The sequence below is a fragment of the Kineosporia babensis genome (assembly GCF_021129305.1).
GTDB classification, from domain to species: Bacteria; Actinomycetota; Actinomycetes; order Actinomycetales; family Kineosporiaceae; genus Kineosporia; species Kineosporia babensis.
Genome location: NZ_JAJOMB010000006.1, coordinates 130096 through 148237 on the forward strand (window position 1 = coordinate 130096; position 18142 = coordinate 148237).

Annotated in this window: 19 protein-coding genes and 2 riboswitches; of the genes, 3 read left to right on the plus strand and 16 right to left on the minus strand. The window is 69.4% G+C overall.

Annotated elements, in window-relative coordinates:
- The first annotated feature begins 27 nt into the window (after positions 1–27).
- Positions 28–924 carry an aminoglycoside phosphotransferase family protein gene (locus LR394_RS13445; RefSeq protein ID WP_231441587.1) on the plus strand — a complete coding sequence of 299 codons (897 nt, stop codon included), beginning with the start codon at positions 28–30 and terminating at the stop codon, positions 922–924.
- 117 nt (positions 925–1041) lie between these two features.
- Here the strand turns inward: LR394_RS13445 and LR394_RS13450 are convergent, their stop codons facing one another.
- Genes LR394_RS13450 through LR394_RS13470 form a run of 5 tightly spaced genes read right to left on the minus strand, consistent with a single transcriptional unit; the run spans position 1042 to position 4579 of the window.
- Entirely contained in the window at positions 1042–1938 is an 897-nt protein-coding gene (locus tag LR394_RS13450; protein WP_231441589.1) for an ADP-ribosylglycohydrolase family protein, read from the minus strand.
- A 29-nt stretch (positions 1939–1967) separates the two neighbouring features.
- Positions 1968–2789 (minus strand): energy-coupling factor ABC transporter ATP-binding protein, encoded by an 822-nt coding sequence (locus LR394_RS13455; RefSeq protein WP_231441591.1) that lies wholly within the window; start codon positions 2787–2789, stop codon positions 1968–1970.
- Positions 2789–3532, minus strand: a complete 744-nt coding sequence (gene cbiQ / locus LR394_RS13460; protein ID WP_231441593.1) for a cobalt ECF transporter T component CbiQ — start codon at positions 3530–3532, stop codon at positions 2789–2791. The genes LR394_RS13455 and cbiQ overlap by 1 nt, the downstream gene beginning before the upstream one ends.
- A complete protein-coding gene (locus LR394_RS13465) occupies positions 3529–3864 on the minus strand; it encodes an energy-coupling factor ABC transporter substrate-binding protein (protein ID WP_231441595.1) in 336 nt (111 codons plus the stop codon). The genes cbiQ and LR394_RS13465 overlap by 4 nt, the downstream gene beginning before the upstream one ends.
- A gap of 1 nt (position 3865) precedes the next feature.
- Positions 3866–4579, minus strand: coding sequence for an energy-coupling factor ABC transporter permease (locus LR394_RS13470; RefSeq protein ID WP_231441597.1), 714 nt, complete (start codon positions 4577–4579; stop codon positions 3866–3868).
- 52 nt (positions 4580–4631) lie between these two features.
- A riboswitch (cobalamin riboswitch) is annotated at positions 4632–4805 on the minus strand.
- A gap of 91 nt (positions 4806–4896) precedes the next feature.
- Positions 4897–5106: riboswitch (cobalamin riboswitch) on the plus strand.
- A 122-nt stretch (positions 5107–5228) separates the two neighbouring features.
- Here LR394_RS13470 and metE point away from each other — a divergent pair.
- Entirely contained in the window at positions 5229–7508 is a 2280-nt protein-coding gene (gene metE, locus LR394_RS13475) for a 5-methyltetrahydropteroyltriglutamate--homocysteine S-methyltransferase (RefSeq protein ID WP_231441598.1), read from the plus strand.
- Between the two features lie 4 nt (positions 7509–7512).
- Here metE and LR394_RS13480 read toward each other — a convergent pair whose 3' ends face one another.
- The 10 genes from LR394_RS13480 to LR394_RS13525 form a co-directional block, all read right to left on the minus strand.
- The gene (locus LR394_RS13480; RefSeq protein WP_231441601.1) at positions 7513–8118 is read right to left on the minus strand and encodes a GntR family transcriptional regulator; all 606 of its coding nucleotides are present in this window, start codon (positions 8116–8118) and stop codon (positions 7513–7515) included.
- A 7-nt stretch (positions 8119–8125) separates the two neighbouring features.
- Positions 8126–8818, minus strand: a complete 693-nt coding sequence (urtE, locus tag LR394_RS13485) for an urea ABC transporter ATP-binding subunit UrtE (protein WP_231441603.1) — start codon at positions 8816–8818, stop codon at positions 8126–8128.
- On the minus strand, positions 8818–9627 hold the full coding sequence (gene urtD / locus LR394_RS13490; RefSeq protein ID WP_269329138.1) for an urea ABC transporter ATP-binding protein UrtD: 810 nt from the start codon (positions 9625–9627) through the stop codon (positions 8818–8820). The genes urtE and urtD overlap by 1 nt, the downstream gene beginning before the upstream one ends.
- A gap of 23 nt (positions 9628–9650) precedes the next feature.
- Complete coding sequence (urtC, locus tag LR394_RS13495; RefSeq protein ID WP_231441607.1) at positions 9651–10742, minus strand: urea ABC transporter permease subunit UrtC; 1092 nt, start codon at positions 10740–10742, stop codon at positions 9651–9653.
- On the minus strand, positions 10739–11617 hold the full coding sequence (urtB, locus tag LR394_RS13500; protein ID WP_231441609.1) for an urea ABC transporter permease subunit UrtB: 879 nt from the start codon (positions 11615–11617) through the stop codon (positions 10739–10741). Before urtB ends, urtC begins: the two co-directional genes overlap by 4 nt.
- 25 nt (positions 11618–11642) lie before the next feature.
- On the minus strand, positions 11643–12896 hold the full coding sequence (gene urtA / locus LR394_RS13505; protein ID WP_231441611.1) for an urea ABC transporter substrate-binding protein: 1254 nt from the start codon (positions 12894–12896) through the stop codon (positions 11643–11645).
- Between the two features lie 160 nt (positions 12897–13056).
- Complete coding sequence (locus tag LR394_RS13510) at positions 13057–14835, minus strand: hypothetical protein (RefSeq protein WP_231441613.1); 1779 nt, start codon at positions 14833–14835, stop codon at positions 13057–13059.
- Between the two features lie 26 nt (positions 14836–14861).
- Positions 14862–15299, minus strand: a complete 438-nt coding sequence (locus LR394_RS13515; RefSeq protein ID WP_231441615.1) for a hypothetical protein — start codon at positions 15297–15299, stop codon at positions 14862–14864.
- A 3-nt stretch (positions 15300–15302) separates the two neighbouring features.
- Positions 15303–15785, minus strand: coding sequence for a superantigen-like protein SSL4 (locus LR394_RS13520; RefSeq protein WP_231441616.1), 483 nt, complete (start codon positions 15783–15785; stop codon positions 15303–15305).
- The gene (locus LR394_RS13525; protein WP_231441618.1) at positions 15782–16354 is read right to left on the minus strand and encodes an RNA polymerase sigma factor; all 573 of its coding nucleotides are present in this window, start codon (positions 16352–16354) and stop codon (positions 15782–15784) included. Before LR394_RS13525 ends, LR394_RS13520 begins: the two co-directional genes overlap by 4 nt.
- A 130-nt stretch (positions 16355–16484) precedes the next feature.
- Here LR394_RS13525 and LR394_RS13530 point away from each other — a divergent pair, with 130 nt between their 5' ends.
- Entirely contained in the window at positions 16485–16850 is a 366-nt protein-coding gene (locus tag LR394_RS13530) for a hypothetical protein (protein WP_231441619.1), read from the plus strand.
- Here LR394_RS13530 and LR394_RS13535 read toward each other — a convergent pair.
- A complete protein-coding gene (locus LR394_RS13535; RefSeq protein WP_231441622.1) occupies positions 16796–17782 on the minus strand; it encodes a tagatose kinase in 987 nt (328 codons plus the stop codon). The genes LR394_RS13530 and LR394_RS13535 overlap by 55 nt on opposite strands.
- Between the last annotated feature and the right edge of the window lie 360 nt (positions 17783–18142).

Sequence of the window (18142 nt, forward strand, 5' to 3'; positions counted from 1 at the left end):
CCTGTGCCCAGTGACTAGGCTCGTCCCGTGGCTGAGATCACCGCTGACCTGATCACCCACCTGCTGCGCGAACAGCATCCGGATCTGGCTCATCTGCCGGTGACCTTCGCGGCCAGCGGCTGGGACAACCAGTTGTGGCGCCTCGGCGAGGAACTCGCCGTCCGGGCACCGTGGGCCACCCATCACGCGGGCGCGCTGCTGGTGAAGGAGTACACCTATCTGCCGGAACTCAGCCGGACACTGCCGCTGAAGACCCCGGTTCCGCAGCGCCTGGGCCGGCCCTCGGAGAGCTTCGATCACCCGTGGATCGTCACCACCTGGGTCGAGGGCGAGCCGGCCGACCGGGCACCGGTGACCAAGGGCATCGAATCAGCCGACCGCTTGGCGGCGTTCCTCACAGCGCTGCACCAGCCCGCGCCCAGCGACGCACCGGCGGACGCGGACCGTCGAGGAGTCCCACTGGCCGCTGTGGATCACGGATTCCGGCGTTTCCGGCAGCAGGTACCGGCCCAGGCCGAGGCACTGACCGAGATCTGGGAAGACGCGCTCCAGGCACCGGTGTGGGACGGGCCGCCCATGTGGGTGCACGCCGACCTGCACGCTGCGAACGTGCTGACCGAAGACGGAAACATCTGCGGCATCATCGACTTCGGCGCCCTGTGCGCCGGAGACCCAGCTGTCGACCTGGCCGGCGCCTGGCTGTTGCTGCCCACCGAAGGCATCGACCACTTCAGCGCCCAGCTCGATGACGCCACCCGCCGCCGCGCTCGCGGCTGGGCCACGCTGAAAGCCCTGGCCTGCCTCAGCATCGGCACCGATACAGGCCCGGGCGGCAAACCCAGCTGGGCGCCCCCAGCCCGTGCGGCCCTGACCTACTTGGTAGGCCTGTCCTGCGGATCTTTGCCTACTGCGGGGCACCCGTGACGCCGTCTGACCGCGTCCGGCGTGGCCCCACGCAAAACCATTGCGAGGGGCCCCACCGGCCACGTCAGCCGACGCCCCGGGCGCCTCCTCGCTACGGCCAGGATCCACAGGACAGGCCTAGCCAGTTCCGAACGCCGGTAACGGTTCACGGGCCGTGAGCCAGGCGCGAGGCACCCCGTGGTCGCCGATTCCGGTGAAGGTGGCGACGATCCCGCCGACGATGGCTGCGGTGGTGTCCACGTCACCACCGGCCTCGATGCAGGCGATGATCGCGCGCGGATAGTCGTGCAGATAGGTGGCGGCTGCCCACAGGGTGAACGGAACGGTCGTCTGGGCCAGCGGCCGGGCGCCGTTGCCCAGCTCGTAGCTCGCCTCGGCGACACTGGCACCGAGCAGGCTCCGGGCGCGGGCGATACCGGCGCCGGTCTGGCCGGTCGCGACAACATCGAGCACCGCATCCAGCAGCTGCGCGGGTTCGAGGCCGGCCCCGCTCAGCCGGGCCCGGCCCACTTCGGCGGCAGCCACCGCCACCGCGATCGCGCCGAGCACGGCCTCGGGGTGAGCATGAGTGACCTCGGCCGAGCGCATCGCCTCCAGCGCGGCGGTGCGGGTGTCGCCGGCATGGAAGGCGCCGATCGGAGCCACCCGCATCGCGGCCCCGTTGCCCATCGAGCCCTTGCCGTCGAACGCCGCCGCTGCGGCCTGCTGCCAGGCAGCGCCGTCCCGCACCTGTCTCAGCAGTACGACCGATCCGGCGCCGTACCCGCGGTAGGGCTCGTACCGGTGGGCGAAGGCGCTGGCCAGGCGGTCCTGGTCGATCTTCCCGAAATCGCGGAGCTCGGCGAAGACCGAGCAGGCCATCTCGGTGTCGTCGGTCCAGGGCCACGGCGAGGCCGGCGGCCGCCCGGCCACGAGCTCGCTCACCGAAGTGCCGGGGACGAAGAACTGGGCGCCCAAGGCGTCGCCCACGGAAAGGCCGTCGAGACTGTCTCGGCACAACTGGAGATGAGTCATGGGTGCCCGACAGTATGCCCTGCCGTGGGCTACTCGCGGGCCAGAAGCGCCAGCAGAGAACTCTCGTCGCGAGGCCGGGACTCCGCCTCGATCACGCCCAGCGCCCGCAACCGGGCCGCGACGGCCAGCACCCAGGGCCGCCGCAGCCGGGCTTCCTCCAGCACCGGATCGGAATCGAGCAGTTCAGCCGGAGCACCCTGCCGTACGACGCCCCGGCTCAGCACCACCACCTCGTCCGCCCAGGCCAGAGCCAGGTCCACGTCATGGGTGGCCATGACCAAGGTGGTGCCCTGCTCATGCAGGCGGGCCAGAGCGTCCACGGCCTCGATGCCGGCGGCCGGGTCCAGACCGGCGGTGGGTTCGTCGAGCACCAGCACCGCGGGGCGCATGGCCACGGCGCTGGCGATGGCCACCCGCTTGCGCTCGCCGAACGAGAGCTGATGGGTGGGACGATCGGCCAGGTGGGTGGCGGCCAGCAGGTCTAGGGCCTCCTCGCAGCGGGCGCGGACCTCCTCCTCGCTCAGGCCCTGGTTGACCGGGCCGAACGAGACGTCCTCGCGGACCGAGGCGGAGAACAGTTGGTCGTCCGGGTCCTGGGTGATCAGCTGCAGCAGGTGCCGGTGCCGGCGCAGACCGGACCGGTTGTGCCGCAGTTCGTGGCCGCCGACGCTGATCCGGCCGGAGGTCGGCTTGAGCGCGCCGGAAAGACAGCGCAGCAGGGTGCTTTTACCGGACCCATTGGCGCCGAGCACGGCGATCCGCGAGCCTGAAGGGATTTTCAGGTCGACCCCGGCCAGAACGGGCGGACCGCCGGTGTAGGCGAACGTCAGGCCGGCAACTTCGGTGTTCATTACGCGACCCCGAGCGATACTGCGACCACGAGCGCCAGGCTCGCGAACGTCCACAATTCAAAACTGCGTGAGGACGATTGTTGCTCACCGACCGTTCGCATCACCCCCTCGAAACCCCGCCCGGCCAATCCGGTCTCCAGGCGTCGGGCGCGATCGAAGGCGCGCGTGAGCGTGGCCGCGGCCAGCCCGGAGGCGGAGCGCAGAGTGGCGCGGCGAGAGGTGTAGCCCAGGCGGGCAGTCTGGGCGGAGCGGACGGCGCTGACCGATTCGAGCAGGACGAACAGCAGGCGATAGGTCAGGCCGGCCACATCCACCACGGCCTCGGGGACGCCGCGCCGCCGGGCCCACGACAACAGGTCTGTCATCGGCGTGGTGGCGGCCAGCAACAGCACGGCCGAGGTTCCGGCCACCGCATGGGACAGGGTCGATGCTGCTGCGGTGAGGCTCTCGGAGGTGACGGTCGGGCCAAAACCTGATGTGCGCCAGGTGATCGCAATAGACACAGTACCGAGAACGATGAACGCAGCCGGGCCTCGGGCCGCCCGTAGCAACAGATGAGGGGGCACCCGGCCCGGCCCCAGGATCAGGCCGAGCGCGATCGCGGTCACCAGACCGGAGGCCGGCCAGGGCGGCAGAACCAGGGCACTGATCACCAGTCCCAGGCTCAGCAGCACCTTGTCACCGGGGGAGTACCGCCGCCAGGGGCTGGCCCAGGCGGCGGTATCGAGGGCCGGTGCGCTCACGCCTTCTCGGGAACCTCTGAACGACGGCGTTTTCCGGACAGCCGCCCGATGACGAAGCCAAGGGTTCCGGCGCCCACCGCGGCCTGCAGGGCGAACAGGCCGGACTCGATCTCGCCGGACGAGGGCTCGAACAGCGGGCTGAACCAGACGTCGTAGTCCGGGTTGATCTCCTCGACCTTGGTGGCCGCCGAAGAGTCGCTGCCGGCGTAGGACTCGCCCTCCTCCTGGCCGTCGGTGTTCAGCCGCAGGCCCAGCGGGACGGCGAAGATCGCGACCACGAGCAGCAGCAGGGCGAAGTCGACGGCGAGCCGACGAGGGGTACGGGAAGCCATCTCAGTCACGCTCCTGAGCCGTTGCGGTGACGGTGTTCTCGTCGTTCTCGTCCAGAGCCTTGCGCAGGCCGAGGGAACGCAGTTCCTCCGGGGCGATCCGGGCCAGGATCCGGAAGACCAGCACGCCCAGCAGGCCCTCGGCCACCGCCAGCGGGATCTGGGTGAGGGCGAAGATGCCCAGGAACTCACCGATCGAGCCGAGCACCCCGCCGGTGGGATCCGGGTGGGCCAGACCGAGCTGGACCGAGGTGACCACGTAGGTGGCCAGGTCGGACAGCGACAGGGCGGCGAACACCCCGACCCAGAACGACAGGCCCACGGCCGAACAGGCCCGGTAGGCCCCGTACCCGACCCACGGACCGACGATCGCCATCGAGAACGCGTTGGCCCCCAGCGTCGTCAATCCGCCGTGGGCCAGCAGCAACGCCTGGAACAACAGCACGATCGTGCCCAGCATCGCCATCACCGGAGGCCGGAACAGCACGGCGCCCAGGCCGGTACCGGTGGGATGGCTGGAACTGCCGGTGACCGAGGGCAGTTTGATCGCCGAGAGGACGAAGGTGAAAGCACCCGCCGCACCCAGCAACAGCCGGGACTCGGGTCGTTCGCGCACCTCTCGCACCACGCAGCGGGCGCCGTGGACGACGAACGGGGCCGCCGCCAAGGTCCAGGCAGCGGCGTGCAGCGGGGGAAGATAGCCCTCAGCGATGTGCACCGGGCACCTCGCAACGGCAGACGTGTGTCATCGGATCTCCTCGGGTCCTCGCCCTGGATCGGATGCGACGGCTGAAGTCTCCTGGCTTCCCGGATCGAGGCTCACCCCGGCCTTCCAGCCCGATCGAGGGCCGTGGCACGGCAAAGGGTCTGCTCCCCGGTGACAGTGGCGGGACCGCGCCGGATTCACACCGGCTTCCTTCACTGCCGTCGCGGTGAATATGTGGTTATGACGGGCTCGGGCATCATGCCACGCCCCGCTCGCGGTGAATAGAGACAGATGGCGAAGACCGCGGGCGCTGCGGCATCGGGGTGTTCTAGGGTGGTGTGGTTGCTGGTTCCCCCTGCCCGCCAGGCAGGGGGAGGCAAGAGGGAACCCGGTGTGAGTCCGGGACTGCCCCGCAGCGGTGAGCGGGAACGACCGCCGTCAACAGCACTGGGCGCGAGCCTGGGAAGCGACGGCCAGTAGGTGTGCTTCGTGAGCACGGGCCCGCGAGTCCGAAGACCTGCCAGCAATGCCGCGGTGCCACCAGGCGCCCGGCTCTCCGGTGACCACGTGGGCAGGTCAGCGCGCGCAACGGTGGACGCCGTCGCTCGCTCTTTGCTGCCCGGTCGCCGGAACGACCGAGCTCGCGAGGAGAGAGCACGTGATGAGCAGTTTCAGCGGAAACCCCTTGCCCGCGACCGTCCTGGGGTATCCCCGGATCGGCCGCAACCGGGCGATGAAGAAGGCGATCGAGGCCTACTGGCGCGGTGAGCTGAGCGCCGCCAACCTGCAGCGGACGGTGGTGGACGAGCGCCGGGCGGTGTTCGAGACGCTGCAGTCGGCCGGCCTGACCGACGTCCCCTGCAACGACTTCTCGCTCTACGACCAGGTGCTCGACACCCTGGTGATGGTCGGGGCGGTGCCCCCGCGCCACCGTGACCTCGGCCTGAACGCGCTGGACACCTACTTCGCCATGGCCCGGGGCACCGCCGAGGTGCCCCCGCTGGAGATGACGAAGTGGTTCGACACGAACTACCACTACCTGGTGCCGGAACTGGCTCCGGACACCGAGTTCACCCTGGACCTGAGCAAGCCGCTGCAGGAGTACCGGCAGGCCCGAAGCCTCGGCCTGGAGGCCCGGCCGGTGCTCCTCGGCCCGCTCACCTTCCTGCACCTGGCCAAGGTCGCGCCGGGAGTAGCGGCGGACTTCGACCCGCTGACCCTGCTGGAGCGGTTGCTGCCGGTCTACGAGCAGGCACTGGCCCAGTTCGCGGCCGAGGGCGTGCACTGGGTCCAGCTGGACGAGCCGGTTCTGGTGTCGGAGCAAGCTCAGGCCGAGCTCGTCCTGCGGCGCTTGGGCAGTCTGCCGGAACGGCCGAAGTTGCTGATCGCCACCTATTTCGGTTCGGTCCGCGAGGCCCTGCCGATCTTGCGTCAGGCCCCGGTCGAGGCCGTGGCCCTGGACCTGACCGGCCCGGCCGAGTCCAACCTGCGTGATCTGGCCGGCGCGGGTGGTCTGCCCGGTAAGCGTCTGGTGGCCGGGGTGATCGACGGCCGCAACGTCTGGGCGGCGGACCTGCGGGCGCAGCTGGCTCGCCTGGCCTCACTGCATGGTCTGGCCGACGAGATCGTTATCGCGCCGTCCTGCTCGCTTCTGCACGTACCGCTCGACGTGAGCCTGGAGACCGGACTGGACCCCGACGTCCGTTGCTGGTTCGCCTTCGCCCGGCAGAAGCTCGACGAGGTCGCGGTCCTGGCCCGGGGGATCTCGGCCGGCCCGCAGGCGATCGAGGCCGAGCTGCAGCGCAACCAGGAAATCCTTGCCCACCGGGCGGCTTCGCCGATCACCCGCGATCCGGCCGTGCGGGAACGTGTGGCCGCAGTGACCCCGGCCGACGAGCACCGGGCCGTATCGTATCCGCAGCGGGCCCGGCAGCAGGCCGAACGCCTGAACCTGCCCAGCCTGCCGACCACCACCATCGGATCCTTCCCACAGACCCAGGCCCTGCGCGCGGCCCGGGGCCGTTTCCGGCGTGGGGAACTCGGCCCGGACGGCTACGCCGAGCGGATGCGCACCGAGGTCGAGCACGTGATCCGGCTGCAGGAGACGCTGGGCCTGGACGTCCTGGTGCACGGCGAGCCCGAGCGCAACGACATGGTGCAGTACTTCGCCGAGCAGCTCACCGGTTTCGTCGCCACCCAGCATGGATGGGTGCAGTCGTACGGAACCCGCTACGTGCGTCCCCCGGTGGTGATCGGTGACGTCTCGCGGCCGCAGCCGATGACGGTCGAATGGACGTCGTTCGCCCAGTCCCTGACCGACAAGCCGGTCAAGGGGATGCTCACCGGCCCGGTGACGATGCTGTGCTGGTCGTTCGTGCGCGACGACCAGCCGCTGGAGGAGACCGCCCAGCAGGTCGCGCTGGCGCTGCGCGACGAGGTCGCGGACCTGGAAGCGGCCGGTACCGCAGTGATCCAGGTGGACGAGCCGGCGCTGCGCGAAGGCCTGCCGCTGCGGGCCTCGGACCGGCCCGGCTATCTGCGCTGGGCCACCGCGGCCTTCCGGCTGGCCACCAGCGGCGTGCGGGACAACACCCAGATCCACACCCACATGTGCTACGCCGAGTTCGGTGAGATCCTCTCTGCGGTGATCGATCTGGACACCGATGTGATCAGCCTGGAGGGCGCCCGCTCACACATGTCGATCGCGGCGGATCTGTCGGCGGCCGGGTATCCCTCGGGAGTCGGTCCGGGGGTGTACGACATTCACTCGCCGCGGGTGCCCGGACGCGACGAGGTCACCCGGATGCTGCGCCAGGCTCTGGAACACGTTCCGGCCGAGCGGCTCTGGGTGAATCCGGACTGTGGGCTGAAGACCCGGGACGAGGCGGAGGTGAAGTCGTCGCTGGCCAACCTGGTGGCCGCGGCGGAAAGCCTGCGCTGATGGTTCAGGCCGTTCGCGCGAGGTGACGGTGCAGGACCTGCCTGGCGGCAGGCAGGTCCTGCTGCCGTAGGAGCTCGAGGATCTCGATGTGCTCGGCGATGCTGCGGGGAAGATGGAGCGGCTCGGGGCCGCTCGGCCGGATCTTCTCCAGGACCGTGACCAGCGCCTCGGTCAGCTGTGGGTTGCCGGCGGCCTGGGACAGCACGCGGTGGAAGCGGTCGTCCTCCAGCCCGAAGGCCGGGCCGGGATCAGGGGGTTGCCGTTGCCGGGCCTGCCAGTGCTCGAGTTCGTCGTCCAGCAGGGCCTTGTCGTGCACCCGGTCGGGGGTGTCCAGGCAGCGGGTGATCCCGTGCAGCTCCAGGGTGATCCGCAGCTCGTGCAGGTTCTGCAGCTCGTCGGGGGAGGGCACGGTGATGGCGTAGCCGAAGTCGGTGCGCTCGATCAGGCCCTCGGACAGCAGCCGGGACAGGGCCTCGCGGACCGGGGTACGGGAAACCTCGTAGCGCCGGGAAAGTTTGGGTTCGGTGAGCCGGTCGCGCGACGACACCCGGCCGTTCAGGATGTCGTCGCGCAGCGACCGGTAGACCTGTTCGCGCAGCGGCGTGCTCACGCAGCGGTCACAAGGCCATGGCGGACCGGACGTCGGACTCGTTGGCCGCGCCGCCGGCGCCCTGGGTGCTGACCCGGCCGGACTCCAGCACGTAGTAGCGGGCGCAGGCATCCAGGGCGAAGCCGATGTGCTGCTCGACCAGCAGGACCGACATCCCGGAGCCGGCCAGCTGGACGATCGCGTCCTCGATCTCGCCGACCACGGAGGGCTGGATACCCTCGGTGGGCTCGTCCAGCAGCATGATCTTCGGGCCGACGATCAGCGCCCGGGCGATCGCCAGCTGCTGGCGCTGCCCACCGGAGAGCAGCCCGGCCCGGCGGGTGAGCAGGCTCTTCAGGGCGGGGAACAGGTCCAGCGCCTCGTTCATCCGCGCGGTTCCGGCGGCGCCGAAGGTGTCGGCCACGAGCTGCAGGTTCTCCCGGGTGGTGAGCTGGCCGAACGACTGCTGGCCCTGCGGCACGTAGGCCAGGCCCAGCCGTACCCGGCGGTGCGGTTTGGCCCGGGTGACGTCCTCACCACCGAGCCGGATGGTGCCGGTCTCGACCGGGAGCAGGCCGACCGCGGCCCGCAGCAGGGTGGTCTTGCCGGCCCCGTTGTGGCCCATCACCGCGACGATCTCACCGGTGCCGACCTTCACATCGACACCGTGCACCACCGTCGTGCGACCGTAACCGACCCTCAGGTCACTGATCTCGAGCATCACTTCGTCTCCCCGTTCTCGATCACTGCCGTTCCGCGACCGTGCGAGCGGCTGCCGAGATACACCTCGATCACCCGCTCGTCCTCGGTCACCTCGCTCACCGACCCCTCGGCGAGCACCTTGCCCTGATGCATCACCGTCACCGACGACGCGTAGGTGCGCATGAACTCCATGTCGTGCTCCACCACGACGACCGTGCGCTGCTGCCCGATCCGCTGCAGCAGCAGGCCGGTCTGCTCGCGCTCGGCCTGGCTCATCCCGGCCACCGGTTCGTCCAGCAGCAGCACGTGGGCGTTCTGCACCAGCAGCATGCCGATCTCCAGCCACTGCTTCTGCCCGTGCGCCAGCACCCCCGCAGGCAAGTGAGCTACTTTACCCAGTCCGATCGTCTCCAGTGCTGCTTCTACTTCGGTGGGCACCGAGGTGCGGCGGCGAAGAAGCGTTCTGAGTTTCCGTCCGGCCCCGGCCGCGATGTCCAGATTCTGGAGAACTGTGAGTTCTTCGAACACGCTGGCGGTCTGGAAGGTCCGCCCGACTCCGGAGCGGGCGATCCGGTGCGAGCTGCGGCCGAGAAGTTCTACCCCGCCGAAGCGGACGGATCCGGCGGCCGGCGCGAGGCCGGTGACGGCGTCCACCAGGGTGGTCTTCCCGGCGCCGTTCGGGCCGATCAGGAAGCGCAGATCGCCGCTGGTGACGGTCAGGTCCACGCCGTCCACGGCGACGAATCCGTCAAAAACTACTTTCAGATCCCGAATTTCGAGGTAGTCGTGCTTGAATGCGGCCGCCGGTTCGGTGAGGACGTTCTCCAGGGCCTCGACGTGGATGTCCTCGGTCACGGGTGCCCTCCCGAAGTAGCGGGCAGATCAACGGACGTCGCCGGCTGGGTCTGTTTCCCGGTGGCCGGGGAGGGGCGGCGCCGGAAGGTCAGGGAGGCCAGGCCGTTGGGCAGGAAGGCGACCACGACGATGAACAGGCCACCGAGGAAGTACGTCCAGATCGACGGGAATCGCTCGGACAGGCCGGTTTCCGCCCAGGAGACGGCGATCGATCCGATCACCGGGCCGAGCAGGGTGGCCCGGCCGCCGATGGCCACACCGATCAGCAGCGAGATGGAGGGGACGACGCCGACGTCGGCCGGGGAGATGATGCCGGCCACCGGGGTGAACAGGGCCCCGCCGACGGCTGCGAAGCAGGCGGCCAGGGCGTAGGCGCCGGCCTTGATCAGGGCCGGGTCGTAGCCGAGGAAACGGACCCGGTTCTCCTGGTCGCGCACGGCCACCAGCAGTTCGCCGTAGCGGGAGTTCATCAGCAGCCGGACCCCGGCGACCATGGCCAGCAGCACCCCGGCGCAGATGTAGTACAGGGTCTGCTTGTTCAGCGGGTCGGCCAGGTCGTAGCCGAAGAACGAGCGGAAACCGTTCAGGCCGTTGGTGCCTCCGGTGACGGTCTGCTGGCCGATCAGCAGCAGCGCGAAAGCCGCGGCCAGGGCCTGGGACAGGATGGCGAAGTAGGCGCCGCGCACTCTGCGGCGGAACACCGCGTAGCCCAGGACCAGGGCCAGGGCGGCGGGCAGGACGAGGATGGCGAGCACGGTGACGACCGGGCTGCGCATCGGCTCCCACCAGCCGGGCAGCACCCCGTTGCCGTACAGCAGCATGAAGTCCGGCACCCCGCCCGGACCGGCGTCGGCCAGCTTCATGTGCATGGCCATCAGATAGCCGCCGAGGCCGAAGAACACGCCCTGCCCGAGCACCAGCATGCCGCCGCGGCCCCAGGCGAAGCCGATGCCGACCGCGACCATGGCCAGGCAGAGGAACTTGGCCAGCAGGTTCAGCCGGAAGTCCGATAGCGCGGCCGGGGCCACCGCGAAGAGCAGGACCGCCGCCCCGCCGAAACCGGCCCAGGTCTTCAGCGCCGGGTTCACGCCAGGCTCCTGGTCCGCAGGGCCACCAGGCCCTGGGGGCGTACCTGCAGGAAGGCGATGATCGCGACCAGCAGCAGCACCTTGGCCAGGCTGGCGGTGGTGGAGTACTCGAAGGTGGCCTGCACCACGCCCAGCGAGAAGGCCGCGATGACGGCGCCCTTGAGCTGCCCGATCCCACCCACCACGACGACCAGGAACGCGTCCACGATGTAGTTCGTCCCCAGCGTCGGCCCGATCGAGCCCAGCAGCGACAACGCGACTCCGGCGATCCCGGCCAGGCCGGAGCCGAGGAAGAAGGTGATCCGGTCGGCGGAGGTGGTGGAGATGCCGGAAGCCTCGGCCAGGTCGCGGTTCTGGACGGTGGCCCGGATCCGGCGGCCCAGCGGGGTGAGCTTCAGGGCCAGGGCCAGCAGCGAGACCGCGACGACGGCCAGGACCAGGATGAACAGCCGGGTCTTGGGGATGGTGGTATCGAGCACGGCTCCCTGGAGCCAGGCGGGCGCCCGGACGTCGACGTTGGGTGCGCCGAAGATGTCCCGGGCCAGCTGCTGCAGCACCAGCGCCACGCCGAAGGTGACGAGCAGGGTGTCGAGCGGGCGGCTGTGCATCCGCCGCAGCAGCGTGGCCTCCAGCAGCAGGCCGAGCAGCCCGCCGGCCAGGAACCCCAGCGGCAGCGCGATCAGCAGTGACAGCCCGGCGTTGGAGACCACGTGCTGCACCACGAAAGCGGTGTAGGCGCCGGCCATCATGAACTCGCCGTGAGCCATGTTGATCACGCCCATCTGGCCGAAGGTCAGGGCCAGGCCGAGCGCGACCAGCAGCAGGACCGAGCCGAGGCTCACCCCGGCGAACAGTTGCGAGAACAGTGCGTCCATCTTCGTCCTTCCGGCCGCAGGGGTTTCAGGAGAGTCCGGCCGCCCAGTCGTAGCCCTTGAGGAACGGGTCGGGCTCGATCGCGCCCTCGGACTCCCAGACCGGGTAGATCAGGCCGTCCTGGTCGATCTTGCCGATGTACGCGGTCTTGGCGATGTGATGGTTCTCGCCGTTCACCGTGACCGTGCCCTCCGGGGCGTCGAAAGTCACTCCGTCGGCGGCCGTCTGCACCGCGGCCACGTCGAACGAGTCGGCCTTCTCGACCATCGCCTTCCACAGGTACAGCGAGGTGTAGGCCGCCTCCATCGGGTCCGAGGTGGGCCGGCCGGCGCCGTACTCCGCCTTGAACGCCTTCACGAACGTCTCGTTCTCGGCCGACTTGACCGTCTGGTAGTAGTTCCAGGCGGTCAGCTGGCCCTCGATGTTCTCCACCCCGATCCCGCCGACCTCCTCCTCGGCGATCGAGACCGAGACCACCGGCACGGTCTCGGCCTTCAACCCGACGTTCTTGTACTCCTTGAAGAAGGCCACGTTCGAGTCGCCGTTGAGGGTGTTGAACACCGCGTCGGCACCGGAGGCCTTGAGCTTGTTGACGATGGTGGCGAAGTCGGTGTGGCCCAGCGGGGCGTACTCCTCACCGACGATCTCGATGCCGTTGGCCTTGGCGTAGGCGTTGATGATCTTGTTGGCGGTGCGCGGGAAGACGTAGTCCGAACCGACCAGGAACACCTTGCTCTTGCCCTGTTCCTTCAGGTAGTCCATGCCCGGGATGATCTGCTGGTTGGTGGTGGCGCCGGTGTAGAAGATGTTCTTCGAGGCTTCCAGCCCCTCGTACTGCACCGGGTAGAACAGCAGCGAGTTCTTCGATTCGAAGACCGGCAGCATCGCCTTGCGGGAGGAGGAGGTCCAGCCCCCGAAAACCGCTGCCACGCAGTCCGAGGAGATCAGCTTGTCGGCCTTCTCGGCGAACACGGTGGGCTCGGAGGCGCCGTCCTCGGCAACGATCTGCAACTGCTTGCCCAGAACCCCGCCGTCGGCGTTGATCTCGGCCGCGGCCAGGTCCAGCGAGTCGCGCACGGTCTGCTCGGAGATCGCCATGGTGCCCGAGAGCGAGTTCAGGAAGCCGATCTTCACCGCGCTGCCGGAGGTGTCCACGCAGCTCTCGGCCGGGGCGGCGGATCCGGATTCCCCGGCCTTGGCTCCACAGGCGCTGAGCGCGAGAGCCGCGGCCAGGGCGATGGTGACGGCGCTTCGACGGGTCGACTTCGAAGAATGAGGCAAGGGAGCGCCTTTCGTGGAAGCTGTCGGGGGAGGGGCCGGGATGTATACAGCCCTGGATCCAGACAGGAACCTACGAGCGCTCCATTTCACCCGCTGCGCCCGAATGCTGCCGGTACGTTACGGGTGTCGCGGATTGTTGCTGTGGGATTTCTGCGTGTAGTCAGTTTCCGGATGGGCGTGGTGCCATCCAGATGTTCACGCCGCTGTGGGTCTGCGGGGGCGTGCCGACCAGCTTGGTGACCACCTCCTTCAGTGCCTCGTAGTGGTAGTCCGGCCCCAGGATGATCATCTCGGTCTGCCAGGTCTGCAGATCCCGGCGGGCCTGGGCCCGGGCGGCCTCGTCGATGAACGGCATCTCGCCGGTGCGCTGCACGTCGGCCAGCAGCTGGGCGGTCGGCAGGGGCGGGCCGCCGCTGATCCGGGCCTCGCCCTCGGCGTTGGGGCCGAGGAAGTAGCCGCCCGGCATCTCGAAGCGGTAGTCGGCCTGGGACTGCCAATACATGACGTGCGCGGTGCCGGGCAGCGGGAAGGGGAGCACGAGAGCGTTGGTGCCCTTGGGGAGTTCCTGGGCCTTGCCGGTGAAGTAGGCCGGCACGTCCGGCGCCTCGACGGTGGGGATCTTGGCGGGCAGCAGCGGCAGCAGGCACATCACCGCGGCGGTCAGGGCGGCGAAGGGGAAGCGGGCGGTGCTCAGCTGGTGCACGGCCAGGGCCAGCAACGCGGCGGCGAAAACCGCTACCAGCAGGCCGAACCGGCTGGCTAGCGACGCCTCGGTAACGGGTAGATCGCGCAGGATCCGGTAGGGGCCGCCGATCGTGGTCTGCACCCCGTCCACCCAGAGCTTGGCCCCGAGCGAGAGCACGGCCGAGACCAGCAGGCCCACCGCGGCGCACTGCACGGCCATCCGTTTGCGGCCCAGGACCAGGGTGGCCAGACAGAGGATGACCAGGGGCCAGCCCAGGTAGGCCAGGTGTTCCTCGATGCCGCCGGGGAACTGCTCCGAACGCTGGACGGCCTCCTGCGAGTGCAGCAGCACGCCACGGGTCGCGGTGGTGAAAGCGGTGACGTCGGCGGCGTAGTAGTCGGGCAGGAAGGGGCTGCCGTGATGCTTCAGCGGGCCGAAGAACTGCAGGAACAGCGGGTAGGCGGCGACCGGCAGGAACACCGCGAAGGCCAGGCCGAGGTGACGGGCCAGGCGGGGCGCCGCCGAACGGATCAGCCGGGGCCGGCTCACCGCCGCGCTCAGCAGCACCAGAAGAGCGCCAAGCCCGGCCTGGAACAGCACTTCCTCACCGGTGAACACCTGGGCCAGCGCGACCAGGCCCAGCCAGAGCCCGGTCCGCCCGGCCGGCCGGTCCACCCGCCAGGCCTGGATGCTGAGACCGATCAGCACCGGCAGCGAGCCCGCCAGCGACATGGTGATGTGCCCGGTCAGCGAGTTCACGACGGCCGGGCTGATCGCGAAGCAGGCCGCCCCCACCGCCGCCGGCCCGGTGGGCAGCTCCAGCGGGCGGCGCAGGGCCCAGTAGGCACCGGCGAAGCACAGCGGCAGGGCCAGGAAATTGAGCAGGTTCAGGGTGAGCATCGGCCCACCCAGCGCGGTAACCGGGAAAAGCAGCACCGCCGGCAGCAACAGCGTGGTGTTGTTCATCGCGCTCACACCGGTGGGCCAGTTCATGTCCCGGGTGAAGAACGGGCTCTCACCTTGACTGATCGCGTGCGGAGTGTGCCCCAGCCACCAGGTGTAATGGAAGGCGTCCGGGGTGTTCGGCGCGATGATCCGCGCTCCCGGGGCGCTCCACAACCCGGAGGTAGCAGCGACACCGAAACCCATGGCGACGATCGCGAAGACGACCAGCAGCCGGTTGGTCCAGTCAGGCCCCGCCACGGGGTCGGCCGGTGGGGCTTCGGCGGTGATGGTCACGTTCGGGTATTCCATTTCGCTCAAGGGGTGCCGGGCCGGGTTCAAGCATGCCGGTAGACCCGGTAGACCGAGTACCCCGCGCGCCCTGGTGATCCGACAACCTGCCAGTCCGCCCGGCCGATGGTGCGGGTGAGAGCCGCGTCCTCACGGCTGCCCGACGGTAGGACGACGATGCTCGCGGCCGGTGCTTGCCGAACCGTACCGGCAACGGCGCCGGGCTCGAGCACGACGATGCCCGCCAGGCTCGGGGCCAGCACCCGGCAGACCTGCTCACCGGCGCAGTAGACCGGTACGCCCGGGGAGACCTGATCAAGGACGAGGGCGAGCACCTGTCCTTCCGGCGTCACCAGATCGGGGGCCGGGGTAAACGGCCGGGCGGTACCCGTCCGGGCGGGCTCGGGAGTGCGGGCCATTTGCATGACGAAGACGGCGCAGGCCAGCGACAGCATCAGACCTGCGGCAGGCGCCAGTTTTCGCACGAGTTACCCGGTGGATCCCGGTGAAACAGCCGTCCCATCCAGTCCGTCCAGCCCGGGGGAGACCGGGATCGACGGCTTGGGAGTCCGGGCGGGCGCTCCGGTGGGCGTCTGGTCCACAACTGAGGACGGTGTGCTCGCCTCAGTGGGACGGTTCGGCGCGGCGGTCGGTTGCGTGGTGCTGGGCGGCTCGGTGGGCGTGGCCGTGCTCGCGGCGCTGGGGGACACTGAGTTCGTAGGAGCGACCGCCGGAACCACCTGACCGCTCGGCTGACCGCTGAACAGGAACTGGACCGAGAGCACCAGAGTCGCGACCACCGCAGCCGCCCCGACCGGAAGCAGGATCACCGGCCGTACCCAGCCGACACGACGTTCGCGGCGCACTCGTCGCACCAACTGATGCCACGCGCTCGCCGACGTACTCACGAAGGCGAGTTCCCCGTCCATCATTGACCGCAGTTGCCGGCCCAGGACCTCTTCGTCGTTCACCGCTGCTCCCCGTCGGTATTCGCGCCGGACACAACCACGGCGCGCAGTTTCGCCAAACCGCGTGAGGCGTACCCCTTGACCGAACCTGGCTTCAGCCCCATCGCCTCGGCCGCTTCTCGTTCCGGCAGGTCGAGGTAGTAGCGCAGGACGACGGCCTCCCGTTCGCGCCGCGGCAGCGCGACCATCGCCGCGAACAACGGCGGTGGCAGATCGGCCTTCAGCGCGGTCTCCTCCGCGCTGGCCTGCTCGTGCTGACGCAGCCGGGCCAGCCGCTCGGCCACCGGGCGTCGCCGCAGATAGGACCGGGAGGCGTTCACCACGCTGCGGTGCAGGTAGCCGACCGCGCCGTCCTGGTTCCGGATCTTCGGCCAGTTGGTGTAGACGGCCATGAAGGCGTCCTGGACCACGTCCTGCGCCACCTGATGATCACGCACCAGCACGGCGGCCACCCGCAGCATCGGGGTGTGGTGCTGGTCGAAGAGCACGCGCAGGGCGCTCTCGGCGTCTGTCGGGAGTGGGCGGTGGGAAGGGACTTCGGTGCCCTCGCTCCGTTCGGACTTCGTGATCACACAAGAACGACGCCCGAGCCCCGGAAAAGGTTGTGTTTGGTGGGCGCGGTAAGTGATGGTTTCGGGCTGATTGACCCGCACGGCTAGGATCGCGGGGCAGTACACGCGCCGGGCGACAGATTGACGGGTAATGGATCAGGCTTGGCAGATCGAGCAGGAGTTCTGGCAGGCCTCGTCCGACGAGGTGGGCCCGCAGCAGTGGTTCGCCAAGTACATGGAGACCGACGGCTTCATCGTCCTGCCCAACCGGGTGGTCAACCGGGACGACCTGGTGCACGGCTGGCACGACCGCAAGCCCCTGAAGTCCTGGACCCTCGGCGAACCCAGCTTCACCGTGATCGAGGGCGGCAACCTGGTGATCCGCTACGAGGCCCATTTCGAGGCCGACTGGCTGCCCAGCTACGACGCCTTCATCACCTCGGTCTACGTCTGGGGCACCGGTCACTGGACCCTGGTCTGCCGTACCCACACCCCCCGCGGGTCCTTCCCGTTCTGAGCGGCCAGCAACGCGTTCAGGCCGGACAAGGTGGCCGCGCCTTCCATCGGCCCCAGCTTCGTCACCGCGTGAGCGCCCGCAGCATTGGCGTAACGCAGTGTGGTTTCCGGGTCGGCGCCAGCCAGCCAGAAGCTAACGTAGGCGCCGGCGAAGCAGTCTCCGGCGCCGGTGGGATCCACCTCGTCCACCGTCAGCGCCGCCGCATCGATGCGGCCGTGCTGATCGAAGCGGCTGGCCCCCTGATTCCCGCGCTTGATCACCACCGTGCCGATGCCCCGCTGCAGCAGTTCGGTCACCGCCGCAGCCTCGTCCTTGGACTCGGTGAACAGGAAGATCTCCTCGCCGGAGGGCAGGAACACGTCGCACTGGGCCAGAACCTCGTCCAGCGCCTCGGGTAGGCCGGGCGCCTGCAGGATCTCGGGCCGCAGGTTCGGGTCGAAACTCAGGGAGCCGCCGCGCGCCTTGACCCTGCGGACGGCTTCGCGGGCCAGGTGCGCGATGCCGGGCGCGGACAGGGCGCTGCCCATGATGTGCAGGTGGTCGCACCGCTCGATCAGGGCCTCGGCCGACGGCGTGAGCGAAAGACGGCCGGTGGCGCTGTGCGCGATGTTGAAGACGAAGGCCCGGGAACCGTCGGGCCGGTAGCGCACGAACGCCGACCCGGTGGTCTCGCCGGCCGCGACCTCGATGCCGGACACGTCGACCCCGTCGGCGCGCAGACGATTCAGGTTCAGCCGGCCGAAGTCGTCGTCGCCGACCCGGGAGACGATCGCAGCCGGGGTGCCGAGGCGGCTCACCTGGTCGATGAAGATGGCAGGGGCACCGGAGGGGAACGGGCCGACCAGGGGCTGCGGCTCGCCGAAGCCCTCGCCCGGGGTGGTGGCCATGATCTCCACCAGAATCTCGCCGATCGTCAGCACTGTGGCGGCCATGCGTATCTCTCCTTCCCTCAGTCTCCGGGCGCCGGCTGCAGATGCACCGACCAGGTCGTGAACCATTCGCCACCTGGCTCGAGCCAGGCCAGATCGGTTCCCGACCGCAAAGCGTCGGGTGGTGCGGTCAACGGATCACCGTCAGGGAACCCGGTCCTTCAGGTCCGGGAGGAATGACGGTCACGCCTGGGCGTGATGAGTCGGGTGTTTCTTGACGTCGTCGGCGGCGCTGTGGTCAAGAAGGACGGTATTCAGCTGTGGTCGTGGGGTGGTTGATCCGGCTGGTGTACGCGGCGCGTTGGGTGTTGTGCTGGGATGTCCTTGAGATCTGTTAGCCGGTTGGTGCAGGGTGAATAGGCC

What these genes read in the sequence shown, in the direction of transcription:
- LR394_RS13530 (WP_231441619.1), top strand. Translation starts at nt 16,485, where the DNA reads ATGGATCAGGCTTGGCAGATCGAGCAGGAGTTCTGGCAGGCCTCGTCC.
- LR394_RS13535 (WP_231441622.1), bottom strand. Translation starts at nt 17,782, where the DNA reads ATGGCCGCCACAGTGCTGACGATCGGCGAGATTCTGGTGGAGATCATG.
- metE (WP_231441598.1), top strand. Translation starts at nt 5,229, where the DNA reads ATGAGCAGTTTCAGCGGAAACCCCTTGCCCGCGACCGTCCTGGGGTAT.
- urtB (WP_231441609.1), bottom strand. Translation starts at nt 11,617, where the DNA reads ATGGACGCACTGTTCTCGCAACTGTTCGCCGGGGTGAGCCTCGGCTCG.
- LR394_RS13465 (WP_231441595.1), bottom strand. Translation starts at nt 3,864, where the DNA reads ATGGCTTCCCGTACCCCTCGTCGGCTCGCCGTCGACTTCGCCCTGCTG.
- LR394_RS13450 (WP_231441589.1), bottom strand. Translation starts at nt 1,938, where the DNA reads ATGACTCATCTCCAGTTGTGCCGAGACAGTCTCGACGGCCTTTCCGTG.
- LR394_RS13455 (WP_231441591.1), bottom strand. Translation starts at nt 2,789, where the DNA reads ATGAACACCGAAGTTGCCGGCCTGACGTTCGCCTACACCGGCGGTCCG.
- urtE (WP_231441603.1), bottom strand. Translation starts at nt 8,818, where the DNA reads ATGCTCGAGATCAGTGACCTGAGGGTCGGTTACGGTCGCACGACGGTG.
- LR394_RS13510 (WP_231441613.1), bottom strand. Translation starts at nt 14,835, where the DNA reads ATGGAATACCCGAACGTGACCATCACCGCCGAAGCCCCACCGGCCGAC.